This window comes from Pseudomonas sp. PSE14 (assembly GCF_029203285.1).
Lineage (GTDB): Bacteria > Pseudomonadota > Gammaproteobacteria > Pseudomonadales > Pseudomonadaceae > Pseudomonas.
Genome location: NZ_CP115669.1, coordinates 1726387 through 1750226 on the forward strand (window position 1 = coordinate 1726387; position 23840 = coordinate 1750226).

Consider the following 23840-nt stretch of genomic DNA (forward strand, 5'->3'; position numbering starts at 1 on the left):
GATTGACTTCCGTCTTCGGCGCGACGACCTTATGTGCCGCGTTCGAAAGGCGCTGGCGGCAACACCCGGGGGAGCCGCCGGAATCCCCGTCCCTTCGACGACCCTCGATAACAATCCACAGTGGCCCGGCGCTTCGCGCAGGCTGCTGAGTACCCATATGAAAACAACACCAATCAGCCGTATCTCCTGGCTCGGCCTCCTGCTGGGCCTGAGCAGCGCTTCGCTTTCCGCAGCCCAGGCTCCTGCCGTGGCGCCCGCCGTACCGCTGCCCGGCCAGTCGAAGGACGCCTTCATCGACAGCCTGATGCAGCGCATGACGCAGGAAGAGAAGATCGGCCAGCTGCGCCTGGTCAGCGTCGGTCCCGACCATCCCAAGCCGGTGCTGCTGGAAGAGATCGCCGCCGGCACCACCGGCGCGGTGTTCAACACCGTGGTGCGTCCGGGCATCCGCGACCTGCAGGACGCGGCCATGAAGAGCCGGCTGAAGATTCCGCTGTTCTTCGCCTATGACGTGGTCCATGGCCATCGCACTGTGTTCCCCATCGGCCTGGGCCTGGCGGCGAGCTGGGACCTGGCGTCCATCGAGCGCAGCGCTCGCGTCTCGGCCATCGAGGCCAGCGCCGACGGCCTCAACCTGACCTATTCGCCCACCGTCGACATCGCCCGCGATCCGCGCTGGGGCCGCGTGTCCGAGGGCTTCGGCGAAGACGCCTGGCTGACCAGCAAGGTCGCCGCCGCGGTGGTCAAGGGTTACCAGGGCAAGGGTCTGGACCAGCCGGAAACCATCATGGCCGGGGTCAAGCACTTTGCCCTGTACGGCGCCGGCGAAGGCGGCCGTGACTACAACACCGTGGACATGAGCCCGCAGCGCATGTTCCAGGACTACCTGCCGCCGTACCGCGCCGCCATCGATGCCGGCGCCGGCGCGGTGATGGTCTCGCTGAACAGCATCAACGGCGTGCCCGCCACCGCCAACCAGTGGCTGCTGCAGGACCTGCTGCGCGGCCAGTGGGGCTACAAGGGCCTGACCCTGAGCGACCACGGCGCGGTGGGCGAGCTGATCAAGCACGGCGTCGCCGCCAACGAGCGCGACGCCACCCGCCTGGCGATCAACGCCGGCGTAGAAATGAACATGAACGACGACCTCTACGGCAAGCACATGCCCGAGCTGCTCAAGGCGGGCCTGATCAGCCAGGCCGAGATCGACCGCGCCTGCCGCGACGTGCTGGCCGCCAAGTGGGACATGGGGCTGTTCAAGGACCCGTACCGCTACCTGCAGGGCAAGGACCCGGTGGACACCGACGCCGAGGAGCGCCTGCATCGTGCCGATGCCCGCGAGATCGCGCGCAAGGGCATGGTTCTGCTGAAGAACCAGAACGGCGTGCTGCCGCTCAAGCGTGACGGCGTGATCGCCCTGGTCGGCCCGCTGGCCGACAGCAAGCGCGACGTGATGGGCAGCTGGTCCGCCGCCGGCAAGGCCTTCCAGGCGGTGACCGTGCTCGAAGGCATGGGCACGGCGACCCGTGGCAAGGCTGCGCTGCTCTATGCCAAGGGCGCCAACGTCACCGACGACCAGGAGATCATCAAGTACCTCAACGAGTACAACGAGGACGTCAGTGTCGACTCCCGCAGCCCGAAGGAAATGATCGACGAGGCCGTGGCCAAGGCGAAGCAGGCCGATGTGGTGGTCGCCGTGGTCGGCGAGGCCCAGGGCATGGCCCACGAGGCGTCGAGCAAGACCAACCTGCACATCGCGCAAAGCCAGATCGAGTTGCTCAAGGCCCTCAAGGCCACCGGCAAGCCACTGGTGCTGGTGCTGATGAACGGCCGCCCGCTGGACCTGCGCTGGGAAAGCGCGAACGCCGACGCCATCCTGGAAACCTGGTTCAGCGGTACCGAGGGCGGCAACGCCATCGCCGACGTGCTGTTCGGCGACTACAACCCGGCGGGCAAGCTGAGCATGACCTTCCCGCGTTCGGTGGGCCAGGTGCCGATCTACTACAACCACCTGAACACCGGCCGCCCGTTCGACCACGAGCACCCGAACAAGTACACCTCGCGCTACTTCGACTCGCAGAACGGCCCGCTGTACCCCTTCGGCTTCGGCCTGAGCTACACCGACTTCAGCGTCTCGGAGGTGAAGATGTCCGGCAGCAAGCTGAAGAAGGGTGACCAGCTGACCGCCAGCGTGACGGTGAAGAACACCGGCAAGGTCGCCGGCGAGACCGTGGTGCAGCTCTACCTGCGCGACGTCGCCGCCTCCATCAGCCGTCCGGTGAAGGAGCTCAAGGGCTTCAGCAAGATCATGCTGCAGCCGGGCGAGTCGAAAGTGGTGCAGTTCCCGATCCGCGAGGAAGACCTGCGCTTCTACGACAGCCAGCTGCGCTACGCGTCGGAGCCGGGCGAGTTCAAGGTCTACGTCGGCCTGGATTCGGATAACGTGAAGGAGCAGAGCTTCACGCTGCTTTAAGCGTTATCCACAAGCGCTGGTTCCAGACGAAAACGCCACGGCTCATCGAGCCGTGGCGTTTTTCTTTTTCAGGTCGCCGGGTTCGCCAGCTTCCTGGCCCGGCGCCCGATCAACCAGCGCAATGCGCCTTGCACCAGCACGGACAGCAGTGCCGCTTCGGCGAAGCTCTGCACGGTGCCGGTCTCCGGCAGGCGCAAGGCCAGCCACAGGCAGAAGGCGCCGAAGGCCGGCCGCCCGGTGACCATGCCGCGCAGCAGGGCGATGACGAAGCCCGAGCCATTCAGGCGCTGCGACGATACGCAGAGCACGATGGAGAGCAGTGGGAACACTGCCAGCAGGCCGCTCCAGCTTGGCCCGGCCCAGCCGGCGAGGGCGGTGACGGCCAGCGTCAGCGCGGCGCCTGCGAGCATGCGCAGGCCCAGTTCGAAGCGTCCGATGGGGGATAGGGTGGGCGGCAGTTCCACTCGCGGCATGAACAACTGGCTGGTCAGAGTGCCCAGCGCCGCAGCACCCAAGGCCCAGGCGGGCAGGGTGGGCAGTTGCGTCAGTCCCCAGGCGGCGACCAGCCAGGCCAGCATCGCGCCGCCCAGCGCCAGCGGCCACGGGTGGCGTCGGCAGATCCAGGCATAGGTGAAGTTGAACGCCTCCGAGGCGAAGATCGCCGCCAGCGCCAGCAGCGCGGCCTGGGCGCCGAAATCGCGGCCGTGCTCAAGGGTGATTAGATAAAGGATCGGCCCGGTGATGGCGGGCAGGGTGGCTAGGCAGCCGGCGACGGCAGGCCCCCACCAGCGTCCGGAGAGGGATACCAGCAGGAGGAACAATGGCACCAGGGTGAGCTTGAGGGCGAGCATGAAGGCGGCGAGCAAGAAGTGACGGCGGATTCTAGCAAGAGCGGGGTTGGGTGCGATTGGCGGCTTCGATGGCGGCGATGAGAAATCCGACACGCGTATGCAGGATGGCGTGGAGCGCAACGAACCCCATCGATCCCGAGCACTGGCGGCATGGGTTTCGCGCTGATTCCTGCCCATCCTGCAAGCTGATTGATAGTGCGGTGCAGTGGTTGTTCGCGAGCAAGCTCGCTCCTACGAAGAGCCTGCGCTCCCTACCTGTAGGAGCGAGCTTGCTCGCGAACCTTCTTCATCCCTGCGCCAAATACATCGCCCGCGCTGTATCCAGCATGCGGTTGGAGAATCCCCACTCGTTGTCGTACCAGGCCATTACCTTCACCAACCGGCCGCTCACCCGCGTGTGGCTGGCGTCGAAGATGGCGGAGCGCGAGTCATGGTTGAAGTCCACCGAAACCAGCGGCTGGCGGTTGAAGCCGAGGATCGGCGAACCCTGGCTGGCGCGCTCGAACAGCGCGTTGACCTCCTCGACATGGGCAGCGCGGGCGACCTGTACCGTGAGGTCCACCAGCGACACATTGATCACCGGTACCCGCACCGCCAGCCCGGTCAGCTTGCCGGCCAGTTCCGGCAGCACCAAGCCCACTGCATCGGCGGCGCCGGTGCGGGTCGGGATCATTGACTGGGTGGCCGAGCGCGCCCGGTACGGATCGTCGTGATGGATGTCGGACAGGTTCTGGTCGTTGGTGTAGGCATGGATGGTGGTCATCAGCCCATGCTCGATGCCCAGTTCGTGGTGCAGCACCTGAGCCACAGGCGCCAGGCAGTTGGTGGTGCAGGAGGCATTGGAGACGATCCGGTGCGTCGGCCGCAGGATGTGTTCGTTGACGCCGTAGACCACCGTGGCGTCGACGCCCTGGCCCGGCGCGGAGACCAGCACCTGGCGCGCGCCGGCGTCGAGGTGCGCGGCGGCCTTCTCGCGGCTGGTGAAGAGACCGGTGCATTCCAGCACGATGTCCACCTCCAGCACCTTCCACGGCAGCTCCGCCGGGTTGCGGATGGCCGTGACGGCGATGCGGTCGCCCTCTACGCTGAGGCTTTCCGCGTCATGTTCCACCTGGCCGGGGAAGCGCCCGTGCACGCTGTCGTACTGCAGCAGATGGGCGTTGATCGCCGCATCGCCCAGGTCATTGATCGCCACCACTTGCAGGTGCTGGCGATAGGGGCCCGAGTAGAGTGCACGGAGAACGTTCCGACCGATGCGGCCGAAACCGTTGATAGCCAGGCGTATAGTCATGGAGGTCGTCTCTTTTCTTTTGTTGTGGTAAAAAACATTAAATTTCCGCTTCGAAGAAAAGTAAACGCTTTGTATTCGAAGATTATGTTGTAAAAACAACAACTGATAGTCTGTAGGAGAATGCTGCCATGCACCCCCGTGTGCTCGAAGTCACCCAGCGCATCCAGGCCCGCAGCGCGGCAACCCGCCAGCGCTACCTCGACCTGGTCAAGGCAGCCGCCACCAAGGGTCCGCACCGCGGCACGCTGCCCTGCGGCAACCTCGCCCACGGTGTCGCGGCCTGCGGCGAGTCGGACAAGCAGGCGTTGCGGCTGATGAACCAGGCCAACGTGGCCATCGTTTCCGCCTACAACGACATGCTCTCCGCGCACCAGCCGCTGGAGCGCTTCCCGGAGCTGATCAAGGACGCCCTGCGGCAGATTGGCTCGGTCGGCCAGTTCGCCGGCGGCGTGCCCGCCATGTGCGACGGCGTGACCCAGGGCGAGCCGGGCATGGAGCTGTCCCTGGCCAGCCGCGACGTGATCGCCATGGGCACCGCCATCGCCCTGTCCCACAATATGTTCGACGCTGCGCTGTGCCTGGGCGTGTGCGACAAGATCGTCCCCGGCCTGCTGATCGGCTCGCTGCGCTTCGGCCACCTGCCGGTGGTGTTCGTGCCGGCCGGCCCGATGCCGACTGGCATCTCCAACAAGGAGAAGGCCGCGGTGCGCCAGCTGTTCGCCGAGGGCAAGGCGACCCGCGAGGAGCTGCTGGCCTCGGAGATGGCCTCCTACCACGCGCCGGGTACCTGCACCTTCTATGGCACCGCCAACACCAACCAACTGCTGGTGGAAGTGATGGGCCTGCACCTGCCGGGCGCGTCCTTCGTCAACCCGAACACCCCGCTGCGCGACGAGCTGACCCGCGAAGCCGCCCGCCAGGCCGCGCGCCTGACGCCGGAAAATGGCCAGTTCGTGCCCATGGCTGAGATCGTCGATGAGAAGGCCATGGTCAACTCCGTGGTGGCGCTGCTGGCCACCGGCGGCTCGACCAACCACACCCTGCACCTGCTGGCCATCGCCCAGGCCGCCGGCATCCAGCTGACCTGGCAGGACATGGCCGACCTTTCCGAAGTCGTGCCGACCCTGGCGCGCATCTATCCCAACGGCCAGGCCGACATCAACCACTTCCAGGCGGCAGGCGGCATGTCCTTCCTGATCCGCCAGCTGCTGGACGGCGGCCTGCTCCATGAAGACGTGCAGACCGTGGTCGGCAAGGGCCTGCGCCGCTACGTGCAGGAGCCTTTTCTCGAAGAAGGCAAGCTGGTCTGGCGCGAAGGTCCGGCAGCCAGCCTGGACGAGAACATCCTGCGTCCGATCGACAGGCCGTTCTCCCCGGAAGGCGGCCTGCGCCTGATGGAAGGCAACCTCGGCCGTGGCGTGATGAAGGTGTCCGCCGTGGCGCTGGAGCACCAGATCGTCGAGGCGCCGGTGCGCATCTTCCACGACCAGTCGAGCCTGGCGGCCGCCTTCAAGGCCGGCGAGCTGGAGCGCGACCTGGTCGCCGTGGTGCGCTTCCAGGGCCCGCGCGCCAACGGCATGCCCGAGCTGCACAAGCTCACGCCGTTCCTCGGCGTGCTGCAGGACCGTGGCTTCAAGGTGGCTCTAGTCACCGATGGGCGTATGTCCGGTGCTTCCGGTAAGGTGCCGGCGGCGATCCACGTATCCCCGGAGGCGCTCAATGGCGGCCCGCTGGCCAAGCTGCGCGACGGCGACGTGGTGCGCGTCGACGGCACCACCGGCGAGCTGCGTGTGCTGGTGGCTGCGGCGGAATGGGAAGCCCGTCCCCTGGTCGAAACCCCGGCCATCGATAACCTTGGCATGGGCCGCGAACTGTTCGCCTTCATGCGCAACGCCTTCAGCCCGGCGGAGCAGGGCGCCTGCAGCTTTACGGCCGAGCTGAACGGTCCGAGCTGACCCTACCGGTCTCCCGTGTGACGGACTGCCTGTTCGTCGCACGGGGCATTTTCGGCGCTGTCCTATGCTGGCATGATCCCGCGCCGCATCCTTTCACCCATCTTCCAGGCCCGAGCCCGCAATGAACTCCAACAATGCTCAGTCCTCCTCCAACGGTTTCGCCCTGGTTGGCGACATTGGCGGAACCAATGCCCGCTTCGCCCTGTGGCGTGGTGAAGTCCTCGAATCCATACAGGTCCTGGCCTGCGCCGACTACCCGCGCCCGGAAGACGCGGTGCGCGACTACCTGCAGCGCGTCGGCCAGCCGCTGTCCGCCATCGAGAACGTCTGCCTGGCCTGCGCAGGTCCTGTCGGCGCCGCCGACTTCAAGTTCACCAACAACCACTGGGTGATCAAGCGCGATGCGTTCCGCGCCGAGTTGGGCCTGAGCCACCTGCTGCTGGTAAACGACTTCAGCACCATGGCCTGGGCGGCTTCGCGGTTGTCGGAGGAACACCTGGTGCAGGTGCGCCCGGGCAAGGCGCTCGAAGGCCGCGCCAAGCTGATCATCGGCCCGGGCACCGGCCTGGGGGTCGGCAGCCTGATGCCGCTGCCGGGCGGCGGCTGGGACGTGCTGCCCTGCGAAGGTGGCCACGTCGACCTGCCGATAACTTCCGAGCGTGATTTCGCCCTCTGGCAGCTGCTGCGCGAAAAATACGGCCACGTCTCGGCCGAGCGCGTGCTCTCCGGTAGCGGCCTGGAAAACCTCTACCGCATGAGCTGCCAGCTCGATGGCGTGGAGCCGAAATGCGCCACCGCCGCCGAGATCGGCGAGCGCGCCATGGCTGGCGATGCCTACGCCGATGCAGTGCTGGAGCACTTCTTCCTCTGGCTGGCGCGGGTCGCCGGCAACGCCGTACTGACGGTCGGCGCGCTGGGTGGCGTGTACATCACCGGCGGCATCGTCCCGCGCTTCCTCGAGCGCTTCCAGCGCAGCGGTTTCGCCGAGGCGTTTCGCACCCGCGGCAAGACCAGCGGGCCGTACCTCGATCCGGTGCCGGTGTGGGTCATGACGGCGGAGCACCCCGGTCTGTTCGGCGCCGGTGTCGCCCTGGAACAGGCCCTGCGCAACGAAGGTTGAGTCACCGCTTCATTCCTTAGAACAACAAGAAAGGACGCCCGAAGTGAACCAGCCTGCCAGATCCATCCTGTTGGTGGACGACGACCAGGAAATCCGCGAGCTGCTGGAAACCTACCTCAGCCGCGCCGGCTTCCAGGTGCGCAGCGTCGCCGATGGCGAGAGCTTCCGCCGCGCGCTGTGCGAGGAGGATGCCGCCCTGGCGATCCTCGACGTGATGCTGCCCGACGAGGACGGCTTCAGCCTGTGCCGCTGGATTCGCTCGCACCAGCGCCACGCCTGCATGCCGGTGATCATGCTTACCGCCAGCTCCGACGAGGCCGACCGCGTGGTGGGCCTGGAACTGGGTGCCGACGACTACCTCGGCAAACCCTTCAGCCCCCGCGAGCTGCTGGCACGGATCAAGGCGCTGCTGCGCCGCGCGCAGTACACCCAGGCGCGCGGCGGCGAGGTCATTGCTTTCGACGACTGGCGGCTGGATACCATCAGCCACCGGCTGTTCCACGAAGATGGCGAGGAGCACTTCCTCAGCGGCGCCGACTTCGCCCTGCTCAAGCTGTTCCTCGACAACCCCCGGCAGATACTCGATCGCGACACCATCGCCAGCGCCACCCGTGGCCGCGAGGTGATGCCGCTGGAGCGCATCGTCGACATGGCCGTCTCGCGTCTGCGCCAGCGCCTGCGCGACACCGGGAAACCGGCGCGGCTGATCCAGACCGTGCGCGGCAGCGGCTACCTGCTGGCCGCCCAGGTTCGCCCGCACCTTGCCGGCCATGAGTGAGCGCCGCCGCTGGTCCCTGGTGCCGCGCTCGCTGCTCGGCCGCATGCTGTTGCTCACCCTGCTGGCGGTGCTGATCGCCCAGGGGCTGTCGAGCCTGTTCTGGATTTCCCACCTGCGCAGCAGCCAGCGCGACGGCCTGCTCACCAGCTCACGCAGCCTGGCTTACTCCATGGCCGCCAGCGTCAGCTACTTTCGCTCGCTGCCCATCGGCTACCGCCCGCTGGTGCTCGACCAGCTGCGGAGCATGGGCGGCACGCGTTTCTTCGTCTCGCTCAATGAACGCCCGCTGGAGATGCGCCCGCTACCGGATACCACCAACAAGCAGGCGGTGATCGACATCGTGCAGGACGTGCTGCACCAGAAGCTGGGCAAGGACGTGGAATTGCAGGTGGAATTCGTCAGCCCGGACGATCTGCGGCTATTCAACGGCGAGCTGAAGCTGGAGGAGCTGCCGCGCTCCTGGGCGCACTATGCGCTGACGCTGGAGCCGGTGAACCCACCGGTGCTGGTCACGCAGATCCGCATCGGCGAGAGCGAATGGTTGTACATCGCCAGCCTGATGCCCGCGCCCTACGTGACGCTGGAGCCCGAAAGCCTGCCGCCGCAGCAGATCATCTCCATCGTCTTCACCAGCCTGCTGCTCTTGCTGTTCACCGGCCTGCTGGTGCACTGGCAGAGCCGCCCGCTCAAGCGCCTGGCCCGCGCCGCCCGTGACATCGCCCTGGGCGGCCAGGACCAGCCGCTGGAGGAGAGCGGAGCGAGCGAACTGGTGGAGGTCTCCCGCGCCTTCAACACCATGCGCGAGCGCATCGACCGCTACGTCAACGAGCGTTCCCAGTTGTTCAGCGGCATCTCCCACGACCTGCGCACGCCCATCACCCGCCTGCGCCTGCGCGTCGAGCTGCTGGACGACGAGCAGGCGCGGGACAAGTTCAGCCACGACCTAGACGAGCTGGAGCTGCTGGTGAAGGGCGCGCTGCAATGCGTGAAGGACACCGACATCCACGAGAACGTCGAGCCGGTGGACCTCAACCAGTTGCTGCAGTACGTGGCTGGGCCGTACCTCGCCGATGGCCGGGTCGAAGTGATCGGCGCCGCGAGCGAGCCCTATCCGGGCAAGCCGCTGGCGCTCAAGCGCTGCATCGGCAACCTGCTGGATAACGCCCTCAAATACGGCGGCCGCGCTCAGTTGAGCATCGAGGATGATCCTGATGCGGTGGTTCTGCATGTCGACGACCAGGGGCCGGGTGTTCCGGAGCAGCGCCTGGAGAAAGTCTTCGAGCCGCGCTTCCGGTTGTCTGAACGGGGGCAGGGCTACGGCCTCGGGTTGGGCATCGCGCGCAACATCGCGCATACCCACGGGGGCGAAGTCAGCCTGCAGAATCGCCGGGAGGGTGGGTTGCGGGTGACGTTGAGGTTGCCGCGGTTGGAGGTGGAGTAGGGGGGGCTTCTGCCGGTTACTTCGGAGTGTGTGGGGAGGTTTTGCCCTCTCCCTAACCCTGGCTACGCGCCCCGCTCCGAAGGGAGAGGGGACTGGATCGGCGTGCTGCTCCAATCTGGAGCTCGCCTGAAGCCATGGCCACCTGAAACGCAGGAGCCTACAGGTAGCTCGGAAAGCTCCCTCTCCCTTCGGAGCGGGGCGCGCAGCCAGGGCTGGGGAGAGGGTGGTGGGCCGAGGCACTAGCCTCCAGGCATACACCTGCCGGAGCCAGCTCAATGATCTCCCACCTCACCCCATTCTCGAAACAACTGCGCCATGACCAGACCGAAGCCGAGCGAGCCCTCTGGCACCATCTGCGCGCCCACCGCTTCCTCGGCCTCAAGTTCCGCCGGCAGAAGATCATCGGGGCTTACATCATCGATTTCGTTTGTCACGAACGGATGTTGATCATCGAGCTGGATGGTGGGCAGCATCTGGATTCAAATGCAGACTTGAAACGAGACGCATGGCTCAAGAGCAAGGGGTTCACGATACTGCGCTTCTGGAATCATGATGTGTTGTTGAAGATGGATTCGGTGCTGGAGGCGATACGCCTGGTGCTCGATGTGGATTCCTTGCCCTCTCCCCAACCCTCTCCCTGAAGGGAGAGGGGGCCGCTCGGCGTGAAGCGAAATGTCGGCGTGAGCCGGCCTCCTCGTTGATGTTTGAAGCTGCGACGGCATCAGGAGAGCTGCCCACTTGGCATCGCAGAGGACAGCTCCCTCTCCCTTCGGAGCGGGGCGCGCAGCCAGGGCTGGGGAGAGGGTGGTGGGCCGAGCTGCAGACGCCCAGAAGACGGCCAAAAGCACTTCTTCACCCTCCAACGCTAAACCCACCAACGGACCCCAAATGTCACCACCTCGTGACAATCAAAGATCGCTTCGTTACCCGGAGACCGGAATGCCTTGGATAGACTCGGACCATCGCAAGCGCAGACTTGCCTCCAATAACAAGAACAAGGTGCTCCCCATGAATGCGATCCGTCGCCTGTCGGCCGCCATCTGTCTTTCCTCCTTCTGTCTATCCCCGATGCTGGCCCACGCCGGTGAAGTCGAAGTGCTGCACTGGTGGACTTCCCCTGGCGAGAAGCGCGCCGCCGAAACCCTGAAGAAACTCGTCGAAGCCAAGGGGCATACCTGGAAGGACTTCGCCGTCGCCGGCGGTGGTGGCGAAGCGGCCATGACCGTGCTCAAGACCCGCGCCGTTTCCGGCAACCCGCCGGCCGCCGCGCAGATCAAGGGGCCGGACATCCAGGAGTGGGGTGAGCTCGGTCTGCTCGCCGACCTCGACGATGTCGCCGCCGAAGGCAAGTGGGACCAACTGCTGCCGCCGCAGGTGGCGCAGATCATGAAGTACAAGGGCGACTATGTGGCCGTGCCGGTCAACGTGCACCGGGTGAACTGGCTGTACATCAATCCGGAGGTCTTCAGGAAGGCCGGCGCCACGCCGCCGACCACCCTGGACGAACTCTTCGCCGCCGCCGACAAGCTCAAGGCCGCCGGCTTCACGCCGCTGGCCCACGGCAGCCAGCCGTGGCAGGACGGCACGCTGTTCGAGAACCTGGTCCTGAGCAAGATGGGCCCGGAAGGCTACCGCAAGGCCTTCGTCGAACTGGACAAGGAAACCCTCACCGGCGCGCAGATGGCCGATGTCTTCGCTGCGCTGAAGAAGCTGCACGGCTATGTCGATGCGGACGCCGCCGGCCGCGAGTGGAACGTTGCCACCGGCATGGTCATCAACGGCAAGGCCGGCATGCAGATCATGGGTGACTGGGCCAAGAGCGAGTTCACCGCCGCCGGCAAGGTGGCGGGCAAGGATTATCAGTGCCTGCCGTTCCCCGGAACACAGAAGGCATTCGACTACAACATCGACTCCCTGGTGATGTTCAAGCTGAGCAACGAGGAAAACCGCAAGGCCCAGGAAGACCTGGCGCGCGCGGTACTCGACCCGTCCTTCCAGAAGGACTTCAGCCTGAACAAGGGCTCGATCCCGGTAAGGCTGGACGTCGACATGACGCCCTTCGACGCCTGTGCCCAGCAATCGATGAAGGACTTCAAGGCCGCCTCCGCGAGCAACAACCTGGTGCCGAGCATGGCCCACAGCATGGCCGCCTCCAGCTACGTGCAGGGCGCGATCTTCGACGTGGTCACCAACTTCTTCAACGACCCCGCCGCCGATCCGCAGAAGGCCGCGCAGCAACTGGGCGCCGCCATCCAGGCCGCCGCGCAGTAAGGCGCTCGCCGGCTCCGTAGCGGAGCCGGTTTCTCTTCCAATAGAACGACTCCGGGCCGCCGTCGCAGCCCGGGTGGGTTCACTCATCCTCGAGAAAGCAGATGGCGACCCAATCTCCGACTTTCACTCCTGCAGCCCGCCCGCGCGCTTCGCTGCTCGACGGCCTGCAGGCCTGGCTGCCCAAGCTGGTGCTGGCCCCGAGCATGCTCGTGGTGCTGGTCTGCGTGTACGGCTACATCGGTTGGACGCTGCTGCTGTCCTTCACCAATTCGCGCTTCATGCCGGCCTACAGCTGGGCCGGGCTGACCCAGTACCTGCGCCTGTGGGACAACGACCGCTGGTGGGTGGCGAGCAAGAACCTGCTGCTGTTCGGCGGCCTGTTCATCGGCGTTTGCCTGGTGCTCGGGGTCTTCCTCGCCGTGCTGCTGGACCAGCGCATCCGCCGCGAAGGCTTCATTCGCACCGTTTACCTCTACCCCATGGCGCTGTCGATGATCGTCACCGGCACGGCCTGGAAGTGGTTGCTCAACCCCGGCCTGGGGCTGGACAAGCTGCTGCGCGACTGGGGTTGGACGGGCTTTCGCTTCGATTGGCTGGTGGACCCCGATCGGGTCGTCTATTGCCTGGTGATCGCCGCCGTGTGGCAGGCCTCGGGCTTCGTCATGGCGCTGTTCCTCGCCGGCCTGCGCGGGGTCGATCCGGCCATCGTGCGCGCCGCCCAGGTGGACGGCGCGAGCCTGCCGACCATCTACCTGCGCATTGTGCTGCCGAGCCTGCGTCCGGTGTTCTTCAGCGCCCTGATGATCCTCGCGCACATCGCCATCAAGAGCTTTGACCTGGTCGCCGCGATGACTGCTGGCGGCCCCGGCTACTCCTCCGACCTGCCGGCGATGTTCATGTACGCCCACACCTTCACCCGCGGCCAGATGGGCCTGGGCGCCGCCAGCGCGATGCTGATGCTCGGCGCCGTGCTGGCCATCGTCGTGCCGTACCTGTACTCCGAACTGCGGGGCAAGCGCCATGCATGACTCGACCCTGAAACCGTCGTTCAGCCTGAGCCGCCTGGCGGTGCACGCGACCCTCTGGGGCGCCGTGGCGCTGTACGTGATCCCGCTGCTGGTGATGCTGCTGACCAGTTTCAAGACCCCGGAAGACATCCGAAACAGCAACCTGCTGGCGCTGCCGGATGTGTTCACCCTGATCGGCTGGGTGAAAGCCTGGGGCGCGGTGGGCGACTACTTCTGGAACTCGGTGAAGATCACCGTACCCGGCGTGCTGATCTCCACCTTCATCGGCGCCATGAACGGCTACGTGCTGTCGATGTGGCGCTTCCGCGGCTCGCAGCTGTTCTTCGGCGCGCTGCTGTTCGGCTGCTTCCTGCCGTTCCAGGTGATCCTCCTGCCGATGTCCTTCACTCTGGGCAAGCTGGGCCTGGCCAACACCACCGCGGGCCTGGTGATGGTGCACTGCATCTATGGCCTGGCGTTCACCACGCTGTTCTTCCGCAACTACTTCGTGGCGATCCCCGATGCGCTGGTGAAGGCCGCGCGGCTGGACGGCGCGGGGTTCTTCACCATCTTCCTGCGCATCCTGATGCCGATGTCCACGCCCATCGTGATGGTCTGTCTGATCTGGCAGTTCACCCAGATCTGGAATGACTTCCTGTTCGGCGTGGTGTTCGCCAGCGGCGATGCCCAGCCCATCACCGTGGCGCTGAACAACCTGGTGAACATCAGCACCGGGGTCAAGGAATACAACGTCGACATGGCGGCCGCGATGATCGCCGCGCTGCCCACGCTGGTGGTCTACGTGCTTGCCGGCAAGTACTTCGTGCGCGGGCTCACCGCCGGCGCTGTCAAAGGTTGAGGTAACCCCCAGATGTCCACACTCGAACTTCGCAACTTGCACAAGTCCTACGGCAGCGGCCTGGCCGACACGCTGAAGTCGATCAACCTGTCGATCGATTCGGGCGAGTTTCTGATCCTGGTCGGCCCCTCCGGCTGCGGCAAATCCACCCTGATGAACTGCATCGCGGGGCTTGAGAACGTCACCGGCGGCGCCATTCTGGTGGACGGCCAGGACATCAGCGGCATGAGCCCGAAGGATCGTGATATCGCCATGGTGTTCCAGTCCTACGCGCTGTACCCGACCATGAGCGTGCGCGAGAACATCGCCTTCGGCCTGAAGATCCGCAAGCTGCCCAGGGGCGATATCGACGCCGAAGTCGCCCGCGTCTCCAAGCTGTTGCAGATCGAGCACCTGCTCGAACGCAAGCCCTCGCAGCTCTCCGGCGGCCAGCAGCAGCGTGTGGCCATGGGCCGGGCGCTGGCGCGGCGGCCGAAGATCTACCTGTTCGACGAGCCGTTGTCGAACCTCGACGCCAAGCTGCGCGTGGAGATGCGCACCGAGATCAAGCTGATGCACCAGCGCCTGAAGACCACCACGGTGTACGTGACCCACGACCAGATCGAGGCCATGACCCTGGGCGACAAGGTGGCGGTGATGAAGGACGGCATCGTCCAGCAGTTCGGCACGCCGCAGCAGATCTACAACGACCCGGCGAACCTGTTCGTTGCCAGCTTCATCGGCTCGCCGCCGATGAACTTCATCCCGCTCAAGGTGCAGCAGCAGGGCGGCCGGCTGGTCGGCCTGCTGGACAGCGGCCAGGACCGCTGCGAGCTGCCGCTGCAGCTGGACGCCGGACTGGTCGAGGGCCGCGAGCTGATCCTCGGCGTGCGTCCGGAACAGGTGCAGCTGGCCACCGACGGCGCCAACGGCCCCAGCGACCTGCGCGCCGAGGTAGAGGTGGTCGAGCCCACCGGCCCGGACACCCTGGCCTTCGTCACGCTCAATGGCGCCAAGGTCTGCTGCCGTCTTGCGCCGGACCAGGCGCCGCAGCCGGGCTCGTCCCTGCAGCTGCGCTTCGATCCAGTCCGTGCGCTGCTGTTCGACGCCCAGAGTGGCGAGCGCCTGCGCGCCGAGCCGCGCGGCGACGGCGCGAACAAGGTGACGCCGCTGGCCCGCCAGAAGCATTCCTGAAGTACCCCTGCCTGCAACTACGCTAGAAACCAAGACAACGAGGACGCTGGAGATGCACAAGAACAACAAGAACCGGCCTGCCGCACGAACCCTGGGCTGCCTGCTCGCACTGGGCTGCGTGGGCAACGTCGCCCATGCCGCCGACGCCTTCTCATCTGAGTCCAAGTGGGGCCTGGGCGACTGGGGCGGCAAGCGCACCGAACTGCTGGAGAAGGGCTACGACTTCAAGCTCGACTACGTCGGCGAAGCCGCGAGCAACCTGGGCGGCGGCTACGACCAGCACACCACCGCGCGCTACTCCGACCAGTTCGCCCTCGGCACCCACCTGGACCTGCAGAAGATCCTTGGCTGGGATGCCACTGAATTCCAGCTAACCGTCACCGAGCGTAGCGGCCGCAACCTCTCCAACGACCGCATCAGCGACCCGCGCGCCGGGCAGTTCAGCTCCGTGCAGGAAGTCTGGGGCCGCGGCCAGACCTGGCGCCTGACGCAGATGTGGATCAAGCAGCAGTACTTCGACGGCGCGCTGGACGTGAAGGTCGGCCGCTTCGGCGAGGGCGAGGACTTCAACAGCTTCCCCTGCGACTTCCAGAACCTGGCCTTCTGCGGCTCGCAGGTGGGCAACTGGGTCGGCGGCATCTGGTACAACTGGCCGGTCAGCCAGTGGGCCGCCCGCGTGAAGTGGAACTTCAACGACCAGTGGTATGCCCAGATCGGCGCGTACAACCAGAACCCGTCGAACCTGGAAACCGGCAACGGCTTCAAGCTCAACGGCAGCGGCACCGAAGGCACTATCCTGCCGGTGGAGCTGGTGTGGATGCCCAAGGTCGGCGCCGCGCAGCTGCCGGGCGAGTACCGCCTGGGCTACTACTACAGCACCGCCAAGGCCGACGACGTCTTCGAGGACGTTAATGGCAACCCGCAGCCGCTTACCGGCGAGCCGTTCAAGTCCCACAGCAGCAAGCACGGTTGGTGGGTGGTGGCGCAGCAGCAGGTCACCGCGCATGACGGCGACGCCTCACGCGGCCTCAGCCTGTTCGCCAACTTCACGGTGCATGACGAGGCGACCAACACGGTAGACAACTACCAGCAACTTGGCGTGGTCTACAAAGGTCCGCTCGATGCGCGGCCCAAGGACGACATCGGCTTCGGCGTGGCGCGCATCCATGTCAACGACGATGTACAGGATCGCCAGCGCCTGGTGAACCAGGTCAACGGCATCGACGACTACGACAACCCGCTGTACCAGCCCATCCAGGAAACCGAGTACAACGCCGAGCTGTACTACGGCGTGCATGTGACCAATTGGCTCACCGTGCGCCCGAACCTGCAATACATCAGGCATCCCGGTGGCGTTGACGAGGTGAACAACGCCGTGGTGGCGGGCCTGAAGATCCAGTCCAGCTTCTGATTGCTTCCTGGTGCGAACCTGGCCCGTCCGTGCGACGGGCCTTTTTTCATTGGCGCGGGCGCTACGCGTGACTAGGCTTTGCGAGTAGAATCGCCGCTTTTCATCGAATGTAGTGAAACTACAGCCTCTTTACGCCCCGGAGTGTCCGGGCAGGGATTGGATCAGGACATCCGGATAATGCTCGAGCATCCGCTGCAGCGCTTTTTTCATTCCATGCGGGCCAAGCGCCCCTTCGACTGGGTGCGCTTCCAGCGTCGCGACCTGCTGCTGATCGACCATCCGCAGTGCCAGGCGGTGTTCAGCCGCCAGGGCGCGCAATTGCTGCACTTCCAGCCTCGTGGCGCGCGCCCGCTGCTGTGGTGTTCCAGCCAATGGCCGAGCCTGAGCACCGCGCCGATCCGTGGTGGCATCCCGGTCTGCTGGCCCTGGTTCGGCAGCCATCCGGTCGAGCCCGACTGGCCCCAGCACGGTTGGGCGCGCCAGCGCGAGTGGCGAATGCTCGATGCCTGGGCCGACGACAGCAAGGTGGTGGTCAGCTGGCAACTGGACGTCGAGGATTGGCACGTGCGCCTGGAGGCGCGTCTGGGCCAGGACCTGGATATCGAGCTTTCCAGCTATCACGAGGATGACAGCGACTGCCTGTTCAGCTTCGCCCTGCAGCCATACTGGCGCGTGGGCTCGCTGCGCCGCTCGGTGGTCCATGGCATGGAGCTGGACGGCAAGGCCACCGGCCTGCCCAACACCTGGGCCCCGCGCGGTGCTGTCAAGCAGGTGCTCTACAACACGGGTTCCCTGGTGCTGGAAGATGCCGGTTGGCAACGCCGCCTGCGCATCGACAAGAACGTCGGCGCCGGCAGCGTGATCTGGCACCCCGGCAGCCGCACGGTGGAGCAGGTGGCGGCGGCTGAGGCGGATCGCTTCCTGTGCATTGGCGCTGCTGGCTATCGCGCCGGTGGGCTGATCCTGGCGCAGGGCGAGCGGATGTTGCTGAACCTGCGGGCCGGGCTGGTCTGATCAGCCGCGCGTAGGGCGTACAACCGTTCGCGGTTGTACGCCGATTCACATCGGCCCGTCTTCGGCACCCGCGTCGGATTCGAAGCGCCCGGCGAGCAAGGTCAAACGGCGTATAACGTCGAACGTTATACGCCCTACGCACCTGACACTTCGCAGCGGCAGCTCTTGTAGGGGCGGACCTTGTCCGCGAATCGTTCAGCCTTGCACAAGAGCATTGCGGAGAAGCTCCGCTCCTACGAAAGCAGTGCTTCCCTCAATCTTCCTCATCGAGCTGGTAACGCGTTGGCACCAGGCTCTCCTTGATCCGCCGCAGGTGCGGCTGGAAGTCCACGCCGCGGCGCAGGGTGACGCCGGTGGCGAGTACGTCGAGCACGGTGAGCTGGATGATCCGCGAGGTCATCGGCATGTAGATGTCGGTGTCTTCCGGCAGCGGGATGTCCAGACTCAGGGTGCTGGCGCGGGCCAGTGGGGAGTCAGCGGCGGTCAGGCCGAGCACCGAGGCGCCGTTCTGCCGCGCCAGGTGCGCCACTTCCACCAGCTCGCGGGTACGCCCGGTATAGGAAATCACCACGAACAGGTCGCCGGTGTGCGCCACCGAGGCGATCATCCGCTGCATCAGCACGTCGCTGTGGGCCGATACCGCCAGGTTGAAGCGGAAGAACTTGTGTTGCGCATCCAGTGCCACTGAACTCGAAGCGCCGAGGCCGAAGAAGTGGATCTGCCGGGCCTGGATCAGCAGGTCCACGGCGCGGTCGATCACCTTCGGATCGAGCATTTTGTAGGCGCTGTCCAGCGAGGCGATGGTGCTGCTGAAGATCTTCCGGGTGTAGGCCTCGGGGCCGTCGTTCTCGGCCACCGCCTGGGCGACGAAGGCCGCGCCGCTGGCCAGGCTCTGGGCCAGCTGGATCTTCAGTTCCGGGTAGCCGCTCATGCCGAAGGAGCGGCAGAAGCGGTTCACCGTCGGCTCGCTGACGCTGGAGGCCTGGGCCAGCGCGGCGATGCTGAAACGCGTGGCCTGCTGCGGGTCGCGCAGTATCACTTCGGCGACCTTGCGCTCGGCCTTGTTCAGCTCTTCCAGACGGCTCTGGATCTGCTCCAGCAGGTTTTTCATCCGTGCTCCTTGGGCAATCGACGGTTGGCCGGGTAGAGGCGGCCAGCGGCGCTATCCTAACGTCAGGCCGGCAGGTGACCAACAGCGGTGCGAAACGGCAAAAATATGTTGTTTAATTACTACATATTTGTCTTAATGCCGGCGTGGAAGGCTAACTATCGTTCAAAATTTGGTTGGTAACAACAAATGCCTGAAGTCCGCGTTCTGCCCTGCACCCTCGCGCTGTTCGGCGCCCTGGGTGATCTTGCCCTGCGCAAGCTGCTCCCGGCGCTGTATCAGCTCGACCGCGAGAGCCTGCTGCACGGTGATACCCGTATTCTCACCCTGGCCCGCGACGAAGGTGCCAGCGAGGCGCCGCTGACCGTCATCGAGCGACGCCTGCGCCAGGCGGTGCCCGCGAAGGAGTGGGACGAGGCGGTGTGGACGCGCTTCCAGGCGCGCCTGACTCACCTGAACATGGACTTCCTCGACGCCGGCTCCTACACGGCGCTGGCCGAACAGGTCGGCGAGGAGCGCACCCTGGTCGCCTACTTCGCCACGGCCGCCTCGGTATTCGGCGGCATCTGCGAGAACCTCGCCGCCGTCGGTCTCGCCGAGCGCACCCGGGTGGTCCTGGAGAAGCCCATCGGCCACGACCTCGAATCATCCCGCGCGGTGAACGATGCGGTGGCGCGCTTCTTCCCGGAAAACCGCATCTACCGGATCGACCACTACCTGGGTAAGGAGACGGTGCAGAACCTCATCGCACTGCGCTTCGCCAACAGCCTGTTCGAGACCCAGTGGAACCAGAATCACATCTCCCACGTGGAGATCACCGTGGCCGAGAAGGTCGGCATCGAAGGCCGCTGGGGCTACTTCGACAAGGCCGGCCAGCTGCGCGATATGGTGCAGAACCACCTGCTGCAGCTGCTCTGCCTGATCGCCATGGACCCGCCGGCGGACCTGACCGCCGACAGCATCCGCGACGAGAAGGTGAAGGTGCTGCGCGCGCTCGAACCCATCGCGCCGGAGCAACTGGCAACCCGCGTGGTGCGCGGCCAGTACACCGCCGGCTTCATCGACGGCAAGGCGGTGCCCGGCTACCTCGCCGAGGAAAACGCCAACCCCAACAGCGACGCCGAGACCTTCGTCGCGCTGCGCGTGGATATCCGCAACTGGCGCTGGTCCGGCGTGCCGTTCTACCTGCGTACCGGCAAGCGCATGCCGCAGAAGCTGTCGCAGATCGTCATCCACTTCAAGGAACCGCCGCACTACATCTTCGCCCCGGAGCAGCGCTCGCTGATCAGCAACCGCCTGATCATCCGCCTGCAACCGGACGAGGGCATTTCCCTGCAGGTGATGACCAAGGACCAGGGCCTGGGCAAGGGCATGCAGCTGCGCACCGGCCCGCTGCAACTGAATTTTTCCGAGACCTTCCACACCGCCCGTACGCCGGACGCCTACGAGCGACTGCTGCTGGAAGTCATGCAAGGCAATCAGTACCTGTTCGTGCGCAAGGACGAGGTGGAGTTCGCCTGGAAATGGTGTGACCACCTGATCGCCGGCTGGGGCCGCCTGGGCGAGGAGCCCAAGCCGTACCCGGCGGGCAGTTGGGGACCGCAGGCGGCTGTTGCCCTGATCGCGCGCGACGGGAGGGACTGGTATGGCGATCACTGAACCGAAACTGGCTGAAGGCATGGCCTGGAAAACCTGGAACAACGCCGCCGAGCAGGCGCAAGGACTGGCCGCCGCCGTGGCCGATGGATTGCGCGCGGCGCTGGCCGAACGTGGCCGGGCGTTGCTGGTGGTATCCGGTGGGCGCAGTCCGATTGCCTTCCTCGAAGCGCTGAGTAGCGCGGAGCTGGACTGGTCGAAGGTATCCGTCAGCCTGGCCGACGAGCGCTGGGTGCCCGAGTCGCACCCGGACAGCAATGCCGGCCTGCTGCGTCGCCATCTGCTCAAGGGCGCGGCGGCCCGCGCACACTTCATCGGCCTGTACCAGTCGGCGGCCTCGCTGGAAGAGGCGGCCGACAAGGCCGACCGTTTCCTGCATGAGCTGAGCCTGCCCATCGATGTGCTGGTGCTGGGCATGGGCGACGACGGCCATACCGCCTCGCTGTTCCCCGGCAGCGCCGGGCTGGTCGAAGCGCTCGACCCGGTGAGCACGCGCCGCTGCCTGCCGATGTGGGCGCCGAGCGTGCCCCGTCAGCGCCTGACCCTGACCCGCGCCGTGCTGCAGGGCGCGCGGGTGCAACTGCTGGCCATCCAGGGCGAGGCCAAGCTGGCCACCCTGAGCCAGGCGCTCAGCGACAACGACGACCAGCGCATGCCGGTCAACGCGTTCCTGCGCGCACCTCTTTCGATCCATTGGTGCCCCTGAGGCACGGAGTTACCGCAATGTCTGAACAACACATCCAGCAGATCGATGCCCTGGCGCAGCGTGCGCGCATCCTGCCGGTGATCACCATCGACCGCGAGGCGGACATCCTGCCCATGGCGGATGCCCTTGCCGCTGGAGGGATCACCGTTCTGGAAGTGACCTTGCGGACCTCGCTGGGGCTCACCGCCATTCGCCAGTTGAGCGAGCAACGCCCGGAACTGCTGGTGGGCGCCGGCACCGTGCTCGATCCGGAAACCTTCCGCCAGGCGGAAGAGGCGGGGGCGAAGTTCATCGTCACGCCGGGTTGCACCGAGGAGTTGCTGCAGTACGCCGTGACTCGTCCGGTGCCGCTGCTGCCGGGCGTGGCCACCGCGTCGGAAATCATGGCCGCGTACCGCCACGGCCTGCGTCGCTTCAAGCTGTTCCCGGCGAAGGTGTGCGGCGGCGTGGATGCGCTCAAGGCTTTCGGCGGGCCGTTCCCGGACGTGCGTTTCTGCCCCACGGGCGGCGTCGGCCCGGACAACCTGAATGACTACTACCGGCTGGCCAACGTGATGTGCGTGGGCGGCAGCTGGATGCTGCCCAAGGCCGCCATCGACAGTGGCGACTGGGCTACGGTCGAGCGCTTGAGCCGAGAGGCGCTGGCGTTACTGGACACACACTGAGCTGTCCCGGTTTGGACGTGCCCGGCCCTGTGCCGGGCTTTTTTATGGGGGCGAGCGGCTCTTCGTAGGAGCGAGCTTGCTAGCGAACGGATTTCCCCGGCGGCTCTGATGCTCGGGCTGTTCGCGAGCAAGCTCGCTCCTACAGATAACGGATGCTTTGGTGCATCTCAGGGCAAACGATCAATCCACCCCGACGAACCCACCCGTCTGGTGCCGCCAAAGCCGCGCGTAAAGCCCGCCATGGGCCAGCAGCTCGGCATGGCTGCCGCTCTCGACGATGCGGCCGTGTTCCAGCACCACCAGGCGGTCCATGCGGGCGATAGTGGAGAGGCGGTGGGCGATGGCGATCACCGTCTTGCCCTGCATCAGGGTCTCCAGGCTCTCCTGGATCGCCGCTTCCACTTCCGAGTCCAGCGCCGAGGTGGCTTCGTCGAGGATCAGGATCGGCGCGTCCTTGAGCAGCACACGGGTGATCGCGATGCGCTGGCGCTGGCCGCCGGAAAGCTTCACGCCGCGCTCGCCGACATGGGCGTCGAGTCCCTGCCGCCCTTCGGCGTCGCTCAGTTGCGGGATGAATTCCGAAGCGCGGGCCTTCTGGATGGCGTCCTGCAATTCGTCCTCGCCGGCATCCGGGCGGCCGTAGAGCAGGTTGGAACGGATCGAACGGTGCAGCAGCGAAGTGTCCTGCGTGACCATGCCGATCTGCGCGCGCAGGCTTTCCTGGGTCACACCGGCGATGTCCTGGTCGTCGATCAGGATGCGTCCGGCTTCCAGGTCATACAGGCGCAGCAGCAGGTTGACCAGGGTGGACTTGCCGGCGCCGGAGGGGCCGACCAGGCCGATCTTCTCGCCGGGGCGCACCACCAGGTCGAGGCCGTCGATCAGACCGCCGCCCTTGCCGTAGCTGAACGACACTTGCTCGAAGCGCACCTCGCCGCGATTCACCGTCAGCGGCCTGGCTTCCGGCTTGTCCACCACCTGGCGGGGCAGGGCGATGGTCTGCATGCCGTCCTGCACCTGGCCCACGTTCTCGAAGATGCCGCCGACCACCCACATGATCCAGCCGGACATGTTGTTGATACGGATGACCAGGCCGGTGGCCAGGGCGATGGCTCCCACCGAGATCAGCGACTGGCTCCACAGCCACAGGGCCAGGCCCGTGGTGCCGGCGATCAGCAGGCCGTTGAAGATGGTGATAGTGACGTCCATGGAGGTCACCACGCGTCCGGCGCGCTGGGCCTTGCGAGTCTGGTCGTCGATGGCCTCGCGGGCGTAGTTTTCCTCCTGGCGGGTATGGGCGAACAGCTTGAGGGTGGTGATGTTGGTGTAGCCGTCGACGATGCGGCCCATGAGTTTCGAGCGCGAATCGGAGGCGGCCACCGAGCGGCGCTTCACCTGCGGCACGAAGTAGCCCAGCGCGCCGACGTAGCCGATCACCCACAGTACCAGCGGGATCATCAGGCGCCAGTCGGCCTCGGCGAACAGCACCAGGGCGCTGAGGGTGTAGATGACCACGTGCCAGATGGCGTCCACCACCTGCACGGCGGAGTCGCGCAGGGAGTTGCCGGTCTGCATGATGCGCTGGGCGATGCGCCCGGCGAAGTCGTTCTGGAAGAAGCCCAGGCTCTGTTTGAGCACGTAGCGGTGGTTCTGCCAGCGGATCAGGTTGGTCATGCTGGGGTTGATGCTCTGGTGCACCAGCATGTCGTGCAGGCCGTTGAACAGCGGGCGCAGGATCAGCGCGACCACAGCCATCCAGATCAGCTCGCGGCCGTGCAGGGTGAAGAAGTCGGTGGGGGCGGTGCCTTGGGCGAGGTCGACGATGCGCCCCAGGTAGCTGAACAGCGCGACTTCGATCAGCGCGACGATCAGGCCGACGAAGAGCAGGGCGAGGAACACTGGCCAGACCTGGCGCAGGTAATAGACGTAGAAGCGGATGACGTCGGACGGCGGCATGCGCTCGGGGACGTCACGGAAGGGGTCGATCAGACGTTCGAAACGACGGTAAAGCATGATTCTTCTCAGGTTGGTAGCGGGTCCGTCCTGGACCCGCTGGATATGGCC

19 protein-coding genes are annotated in these 23840 nt (G+C 65.8%); 15 read left to right on the forward strand and 4 right to left on the reverse strand.

From position 1 onward, the window contains the following. Positions 1–172: 172 nt before the first annotated feature. Positions 173–2470 (forward strand): beta-glucosidase BglX, encoded by a 2298-nt coding sequence (gene bglX, locus O6P39_RS08165; protein WP_275611917.1) that lies wholly within the window; start codon positions 173–175, stop codon positions 2468–2470. 68 nt (positions 2471–2538) lie between these two features. Here bglX and O6P39_RS08170 read toward each other — a convergent pair whose 3' ends face one another. Together O6P39_RS08170 and gap are read right to left on the reverse strand one after the other, a co-directional pair. Next, positions 2539–3321, reverse strand: coding sequence for a hypothetical protein (locus O6P39_RS08170; RefSeq protein ID WP_275610864.1), 783 nt, complete (start codon positions 3319–3321; stop codon positions 2539–2541). A 286-nt stretch (positions 3322–3607) separates the two neighbouring features. Continuing rightward, a complete protein-coding gene (gene gap, locus O6P39_RS08175) occupies positions 3608–4612 on the reverse strand; it encodes a type I glyceraldehyde-3-phosphate dehydrogenase (RefSeq protein ID WP_275610865.1) in 1005 nt (334 codons plus the stop codon). Between the two features lie 128 nt (positions 4613–4740). Between gap and edd the strand changes: the two genes are divergently transcribed. From edd to O6P39_RS08230, 11 genes are all read left to right on the forward strand, one after another. Further along, the gene (gene edd / locus O6P39_RS08180) at positions 4741–6567 is read left to right on the forward strand and encodes a phosphogluconate dehydratase (RefSeq protein WP_275610866.1); all 1827 of its coding nucleotides are present in this window, start codon (positions 4741–4743) and stop codon (positions 6565–6567) included. Positions 6568–6688: 121 nt separating this feature from the next. Then, positions 6689–7687 carry a glucokinase gene (locus tag O6P39_RS08185; protein ID WP_275610867.1) on the forward strand — a complete coding sequence of 333 codons (999 nt, stop codon included), beginning with the start codon at positions 6689–6691 and terminating at the stop codon, positions 7685–7687. 43 nt (positions 7688–7730) lie between these two features. Further along, a complete protein-coding gene (locus tag O6P39_RS08190) occupies positions 7731–8465 on the forward strand; it encodes a response regulator (RefSeq protein ID WP_275610868.1) in 735 nt (244 codons plus the stop codon). A gap of 19 nt (positions 8466–8484) precedes the next feature. Beyond that, positions 8485–9906 (forward strand): ATP-binding protein, encoded by a 1422-nt coding sequence (locus O6P39_RS08195; protein WP_275611918.1) that lies wholly within the window; start codon positions 8485–8487, stop codon positions 9904–9906. A gap of 275 nt (positions 9907–10181) precedes the next feature. After that, positions 10182–10547 (forward strand): DUF559 domain-containing protein, encoded by a 366-nt coding sequence (locus O6P39_RS08200; protein ID WP_275610869.1) that lies wholly within the window; start codon positions 10182–10184, stop codon positions 10545–10547. A 367-nt stretch (positions 10548–10914) separates the two neighbouring features. Then, a complete protein-coding gene (locus O6P39_RS08205; RefSeq protein WP_275610870.1) occupies positions 10915–12177 on the forward strand; it encodes an ABC transporter substrate-binding protein in 1263 nt (420 codons plus the stop codon). Between the two features lie 101 nt (positions 12178–12278). Then, a complete protein-coding gene (locus tag O6P39_RS08210; protein WP_275610871.1) occupies positions 12279–13205 on the forward strand; it encodes a sugar ABC transporter permease in 927 nt (308 codons plus the stop codon). Next, the gene (locus O6P39_RS08215; protein WP_275610872.1) at positions 13198–14043 is read left to right on the forward strand and encodes a carbohydrate ABC transporter permease; all 846 of its coding nucleotides are present in this window, start codon (positions 13198–13200) and stop codon (positions 14041–14043) included. Before O6P39_RS08210 ends, O6P39_RS08215 begins: the two co-directional genes overlap by 8 nt. A gap of 12 nt (positions 14044–14055) precedes the next feature. Further along, a complete protein-coding gene (locus tag O6P39_RS08220; RefSeq protein WP_275610873.1) occupies positions 14056–15216 on the forward strand; it encodes an ABC transporter ATP-binding protein in 1161 nt (386 codons plus the stop codon). Between the two features lie 52 nt (positions 15217–15268). Next, positions 15269–16627, forward strand: a complete 1359-nt coding sequence (locus O6P39_RS08225; protein ID WP_275610874.1) for a carbohydrate porin — start codon at positions 15269–15271, stop codon at positions 16625–16627. A 177-nt stretch (positions 16628–16804) separates the two neighbouring features. After that, positions 16805–17641, forward strand: a complete 837-nt coding sequence (locus O6P39_RS08230; RefSeq protein WP_275610875.1) for a D-hexose-6-phosphate mutarotase — start codon at positions 16805–16807, stop codon at positions 17639–17641. A 253-nt stretch (positions 17642–17894) separates the two neighbouring features. On the opposite strand, the gene O6P39_RS08235 is transcribed toward O6P39_RS08230, so the two are convergent. After that, entirely contained in the window at positions 17895–18752 is an 858-nt protein-coding gene (locus O6P39_RS08235) for a MurR/RpiR family transcriptional regulator (RefSeq protein WP_275610876.1), read from the reverse strand. Positions 18753–18938: 186 nt separating this feature from the next. On the opposite strand from O6P39_RS08235, the gene zwf reads away from it, so the two are divergent. The 3 genes from zwf to O6P39_RS08250 are packed head-to-tail and all read left to right on the forward strand — an operon-like array spanning position 18939 to position 21776. Then, positions 18939–20408: a glucose-6-phosphate dehydrogenase gene (zwf, locus tag O6P39_RS08240; RefSeq protein WP_275610877.1), complete on the forward strand. Its 1470-nt coding sequence runs from the start codon at positions 18939–18941 to the stop codon at positions 20406–20408. Beyond that, on the forward strand, positions 20395–21111 hold the full coding sequence (gene pgl, locus O6P39_RS08245; RefSeq protein WP_275610878.1) for a 6-phosphogluconolactonase: 717 nt from the start codon (positions 20395–20397) through the stop codon (positions 21109–21111). Before zwf ends, pgl begins: the two co-directional genes overlap by 14 nt. 17 nt (positions 21112–21128) lie before the next feature. Next, positions 21129–21776 carry a bifunctional 4-hydroxy-2-oxoglutarate aldolase/2-dehydro-3-deoxy-phosphogluconate aldolase gene (locus O6P39_RS08250; RefSeq protein WP_275610879.1) on the forward strand — a complete coding sequence of 216 codons (648 nt, stop codon included), beginning with the start codon at positions 21129–21131 and terminating at the stop codon, positions 21774–21776. Between the two features lie 180 nt (positions 21777–21956). Here the strand turns inward: O6P39_RS08250 and O6P39_RS08255 are convergent, their stop codons facing one another. After that, on the reverse strand, positions 21957–23789 hold the full coding sequence (locus O6P39_RS08255) for an ABC transporter ATP-binding protein (RefSeq protein ID WP_275610880.1): 1833 nt from the start codon (positions 23787–23789) through the stop codon (positions 21957–21959). Between the last annotated feature and the right edge of the window lie 51 nt (positions 23790–23840).

Bases quoted from the DNA above. Each gene is read 5' to 3' on its own strand.
- pgl (WP_275610878.1), top strand. From the start codon at position 20,395: ATGGCGATCACTGAACCGAAACTGGCTGAAGGCATGGCCTGGAAAACC.
- O6P39_RS08205 (WP_275610870.1), top strand. From the start codon at position 10,915: ATGAATGCGATCCGTCGCCTGTCGGCCGCCATCTGTCTTTCCTCCTTC.
- edd (WP_275610866.1), top strand. From the start codon at position 4,741: ATGCACCCCCGTGTGCTCGAAGTCACCCAGCGCATCCAGGCCCGCAGC.
- gap (WP_275610865.1), bottom strand. From the start codon at position 4,612: ATGACTATACGCCTGGCTATCAACGGTTTCGGCCGCATCGGTCGGAAC.
- O6P39_RS08170 (WP_275610864.1), bottom strand. From the start codon at position 3,321: ATGCTCGCCCTCAAGCTCACCCTGGTGCCATTGTTCCTCCTGCTGGTA.
- O6P39_RS08200 (WP_275610869.1), top strand. From the start codon at position 10,182: ATGATCTCCCACCTCACCCCATTCTCGAAACAACTGCGCCATGACCAG.
- O6P39_RS08215 (WP_275610872.1), top strand. From the start codon at position 13,198: ATGCATGACTCGACCCTGAAACCGTCGTTCAGCCTGAGCCGCCTGGCG.
- zwf (WP_275610877.1), top strand. From the start codon at position 18,939: ATGCCTGAAGTCCGCGTTCTGCCCTGCACCCTCGCGCTGTTCGGCGCC.
- O6P39_RS08210 (WP_275610871.1), top strand. From the start codon at position 12,279: ATGGCGACCCAATCTCCGACTTTCACTCCTGCAGCCCGCCCGCGCGCT.
- O6P39_RS08220 (WP_275610873.1), top strand. From the start codon at position 14,056: ATGTCCACACTCGAACTTCGCAACTTGCACAAGTCCTACGGCAGCGGC.
- O6P39_RS08230 (WP_275610875.1), top strand. From the start codon at position 16,805: ATGCTCGAGCATCCGCTGCAGCGCTTTTTTCATTCCATGCGGGCCAAG.
- O6P39_RS08225 (WP_275610874.1), top strand. From the start codon at position 15,269: ATGCACAAGAACAACAAGAACCGGCCTGCCGCACGAACCCTGGGCTGC.
- O6P39_RS08235 (WP_275610876.1), bottom strand. From the start codon at position 18,752: ATGAAAAACCTGCTGGAGCAGATCCAGAGCCGTCTGGAAGAGCTGAAC.
- O6P39_RS08185 (WP_275610867.1), top strand. From the start codon at position 6,689: ATGAACTCCAACAATGCTCAGTCCTCCTCCAACGGTTTCGCCCTGGTT.
- O6P39_RS08250 (WP_275610879.1), top strand. From the start codon at position 21,129: ATGTCTGAACAACACATCCAGCAGATCGATGCCCTGGCGCAGCGTGCG.
- O6P39_RS08255 (WP_275610880.1), bottom strand. From the start codon at position 23,789: ATGCTTTACCGTCGTTTCGAACGTCTGATCGACCCCTTCCGTGACGTC.